This is a genomic window from Microbacterium umsixpiens, from assembly GCF_053543675.1.
Map to the genome: position 1 here is coordinate 1 of NZ_JBLVOH010000144.1, position 3,173 is coordinate 3,173.

A 3,173-nucleotide genomic window follows, 5' to 3' on the forward strand; every position below is an offset into this window, starting at 1 on the left:
CGAGGGCACGGTCACTGCGGGGCGCCGGACGCGGCGACGTCGGCCGGCGCCGGTTCGGCCGGGTTGCGGCGGATGCCGATCCACGACACCACGCCGCCCACGACGAGCAGCGCCGCCGTGACCCAGGCCGCATTGTGGAAGCCGTCGAGGTCGAGCGTGCCGCCGACGATCGTCGAGAGCATCGCGACGACGAGCAGACCGGCGACGCGGGAGATCGCGTTGTTCACCGCCGAGGCGATGCCGGAGTGGTTCTCGTCGATCGCCCCGAGGATCGCGGCGGTCAGCGGCGCGACGGTGAGCGAGAGGCCGAGACCCATCACGATCATCGCGGGCAGCACCTGCCACCAGTAGTCGAAGTCGTCTGCGACGAGCAGCAGCATGAGCGCGCCGACCGCCATGATCAGCGGACCGATGGTCATGAAGATGCGCGGCCCCCACCGGCCGGCCCACTGTCCCGCGCGGGAAGAGATCAGGATCATCAGGATCGTCATCGGGAGGCTCGCGAGCCCGGCCGCCGTGGCGCTGAGACCCGCGCCCTGCTGCAGGTAGACACCGACGACGAAGCCGTTGAGCGACAGTGCCGCGTACACGAAGAGGGTGGCGAGGTTGCCCCAGCCGAAGTCGCGCACCCGGAACAGCCACAGCGGCATGAGCGGCGAGGCCGAGTGCTGCTGGCGCCACAGGAACAGGGCGAACAGGGCAGCGCCCACGACAGCGGGGATCCAGATCGCCGGCGACTGCCACCCCATGTTGGGCTGCTCGATCAGGGCGAACACCACGGCGCCGAGGCCGAGGGCGCACAGCGCACCGCTCCACCAGTCGACCTTGATGCCGCGCGGGTGCTCCGGAAGCTTCAGGCGGGCGAGCAGCAGCAGGGTGATGCCGATGGGGATCACGTTGATGAGGAAGACGAAGCGCCAGGACAGGTAGTCGACGAACAGGCCGCCGAGCAGCGGGCCGACGAGCTGGGCTCCGGTCGTGAAGGCGGTCCACACACCGATCGCCCGGGACTGCACGTCGGCGCGCATGGTCGCGGTGATGAGCGCGAGCGAGCTCGGCACCAGCAGCGCGCCGGCCGCACCCTGCGCGGCCCGGGCGATGATCAGCATGAGCGGATCGAAGGCCGCGGCCACCGCGATGGAGGCGATTCCGAACGCGATCAGGCCGATGCGCATCACCAGCACGCGGCCGTAGGCGTCGGACACCGATCCGGCGAGCAGGATCAGCGCGCTCAGCGTGATCAGGTACGCGTCGACCACCCACTGCTGAGTGGTGATGCCGCCGCCGAGTTCGCGGCTGATCGCGGGCAGGGCGACGTTCACGACGGTGCCGTCGAGGAACGTCACGAACGAGGCGAGCACGGCGATCGAGATCACGAGCCGCTGGAGAGGGGCGAAGGAGGAGGCCACAGGCCGACATTACTCCCGGCGGCGGACACCCGGGCGGCGGCGGTCAGGCGGCCGGCGCGGGCGCGGGCTCCTGTCGTTCCCCGTGCGGATCGGGTCGAGGCGCAGCTGGTGCCGGGTGAGGTGCCGGCGTTCCGGCGCGGAGGAGTCGCGCGAGCCCGGCCGTCCCGTCCTGCTCGACGCTGCGTCGCTGCCGGGTGGCGCCGGTGCCGTCGGCGCGCAGCCGGGCGAGCCCGTCACTCACCCACTCCTTGTCGCCGAGTTCACGAAGCGCCGGGGCGATCACGGCCTGCATCCGCTCGGCGACGGTCCGCGCGTCGTCGATCTCCCCGGTCGTCGGGTCGATCACGCGCGCGTCCATGCCGCGGCGAGCAGCGGTCCACAGCGACGCGTCGATCACATCCGCGCCGATCGCGGCGGGAGGCTGGTCGTCGGTCAGCACGATCGCCCGGCTGAGCAGTGCGGCGAGCACCGATTCCTCCGGAGTCAGCTGCGCATCGAAGACCCGCACCTCGACCGTCGGGTAGCGCTCCGAGATGCGTACCGCCCAGGAGAGCGACGCGGCATCGGCGATGGCCCGCAGATCGATGAGCCGCTGCACCCCCGCGCGGTAGTCGCTGAGATCGCGGAAGTGCGGCGGGCTCCACGAGCCGGGCAGACGACGGATCAGGATGCTGCGCCAGCTGGCGAAGGAGGTGTCGCGGCCCTCCACGAACGGGCTGTTCCCGGTGAGGGCCAGCAGCACCGGCAACCAGCCGCGCACCCGGTCGAGTGCGCGCACCCGCTCTTCGTCGTCGAGCACCTCGACGTGCACGTGCAGGCCGTTGACCTCGTGATCGTGGGTGAGATGGCCGAGCTGCTCGGCGACCACGTCGTAGTGCGGGGACGGGGAGACGGCGGAGGAGCGCGTCGTGGCGAACGGTGTTCCCGACGAGGCCGCGATCGCCTGCTGCTCCTGCGCGTGCCACCCGATCAGCTCGCGCAGGTGTCGCAGCTGTGCCTCGGCATCCGCTCCGGTCGAGACGGGCTCGGTGAGGCACTCGATCTGCGAGGTCAGATACTCCTTCGTGACCTCGCCGCCGGTGCGGAGCCGCGTGATGCGCTCGCGCGTGCCGGCGGCCAGGGCCACGGGCACCAGCGAGTGCTCATCGAGGAAGAGGAACTCCTCCTCGATGCCGAAGCGGGTCATCCCCGGCCTCAGTGATTCCTGAGGGCGGAGATCAGCTCGGACTTCCGCTTGCCGCTGTAGCCGGTGAGTCCCAGCTCCTTCGCGCGTTTGCGCAGCTCCGGAACGGTCCAGTCGTCGTAATCGCCGTGTTCTCCGCCACGGCGCCCGACGGTGCTGCGACCTTCCTTCGCGGCGGCGTTCGAGATGCGCGCCGCCTTCTCCTTGGACGCCCCGTCATCCCTGAGCTCTTCGTACAGCTCGGGGTCCTTGAGCGAATTGTTCCGTCGTCCTGGCATTGGTTCATCCTTTCGCGCACTCGGAGGGTAGAAGTCAACCCCCTCGGGAAGATGGCTCCGGGGAGCTAGCGTGGGGTCACCGCAGGCGGGCGTTCGCGCCCCGAAAGAAGGGAAAGACCGATGAACATCCTCCTGATCATCGTCATCGTCGTCGCAGTGATCCTCGCGATCACCGGAGGACTGGTGCAGTCGCTCCAGTTCCTCCTGTGGGTCGGACTCGTCCTCCTCGCGATCGCTGTGATCGCCTGGTTGATCCGAGCGATCAGCGGCAGCCGCAAGGTCTGACCGAGGTCTGATCCCGAA

General features: G+C 69.9%; 4 protein-coding genes. 1 reads left to right on the forward strand and 3 read right to left on the reverse strand.

The window, feature by feature from the left end; all coding sequences use genetic code 11:
• Positions 1-11: 11 nt before the first annotated feature.
• From ACNPM4_RS14225 to ACNPM4_RS14235, 3 genes are read right to left on the reverse strand one after another with little or no spacing between them, the layout of a single operon-like run.
• On the reverse strand, positions 12-1,409 hold the full coding sequence (locus ACNPM4_RS14225) for an MFS transporter (RefSeq protein ID WP_105710535.1): 1,398 nt from the start codon (positions 1,407-1,409) through the stop codon (positions 12-14).
• A 43-nt stretch (positions 1,410-1,452) separates the two neighbouring features.
• Positions 1,453-2,595: a carboxylate-amine ligase gene (locus tag ACNPM4_RS14230; protein ID WP_448986087.1), complete on the reverse strand. Its 1,143-nt coding sequence runs from the start codon at positions 2,593-2,595 to the stop codon at positions 1,453-1,455.
• Positions 2,596-2,603: 8 nt separating this feature from the next.
• The gene (locus tag ACNPM4_RS14235; RefSeq protein WP_029261060.1) at positions 2,604-2,870 is read right to left on the reverse strand and encodes a DUF7218 family protein; all 267 of its coding nucleotides are present in this window, start codon (positions 2,868-2,870) and stop codon (positions 2,604-2,606) included.
• Positions 2,871-2,990: 120 nt separating this feature from the next.
• On the opposite strand from ACNPM4_RS14235, the gene ACNPM4_RS14240 reads away from it, so the two are divergent.
• A complete protein-coding gene (locus ACNPM4_RS14240; RefSeq protein WP_017201713.1) occupies positions 2,991-3,155 on the forward strand; it encodes a hypothetical protein in 165 nt (54 codons plus the stop codon).
• Positions 3,156-3,173: the final 18 nt, after the last annotated feature.

Coding starts and splice junctions, on each gene's coding strand:
- ACNPM4_RS14240 (WP_017201713.1), top strand. CDS start 2,991: ATGAACATCCTCCTGATCATCGTCATCGTCGTCGCAGTGATCCTCGCG.
- ACNPM4_RS14235 (WP_029261060.1), bottom strand. CDS start 2,870: ATGCCAGGACGACGGAACAATTCGCTCAAGGACCCCGAGCTGTACGAA.
- ACNPM4_RS14230 (WP_448986087.1), bottom strand. CDS start 2,595: ATGACCCGCTTCGGCATCGAGGAGGAGTTCCTCTTCCTCGATGAGCAC.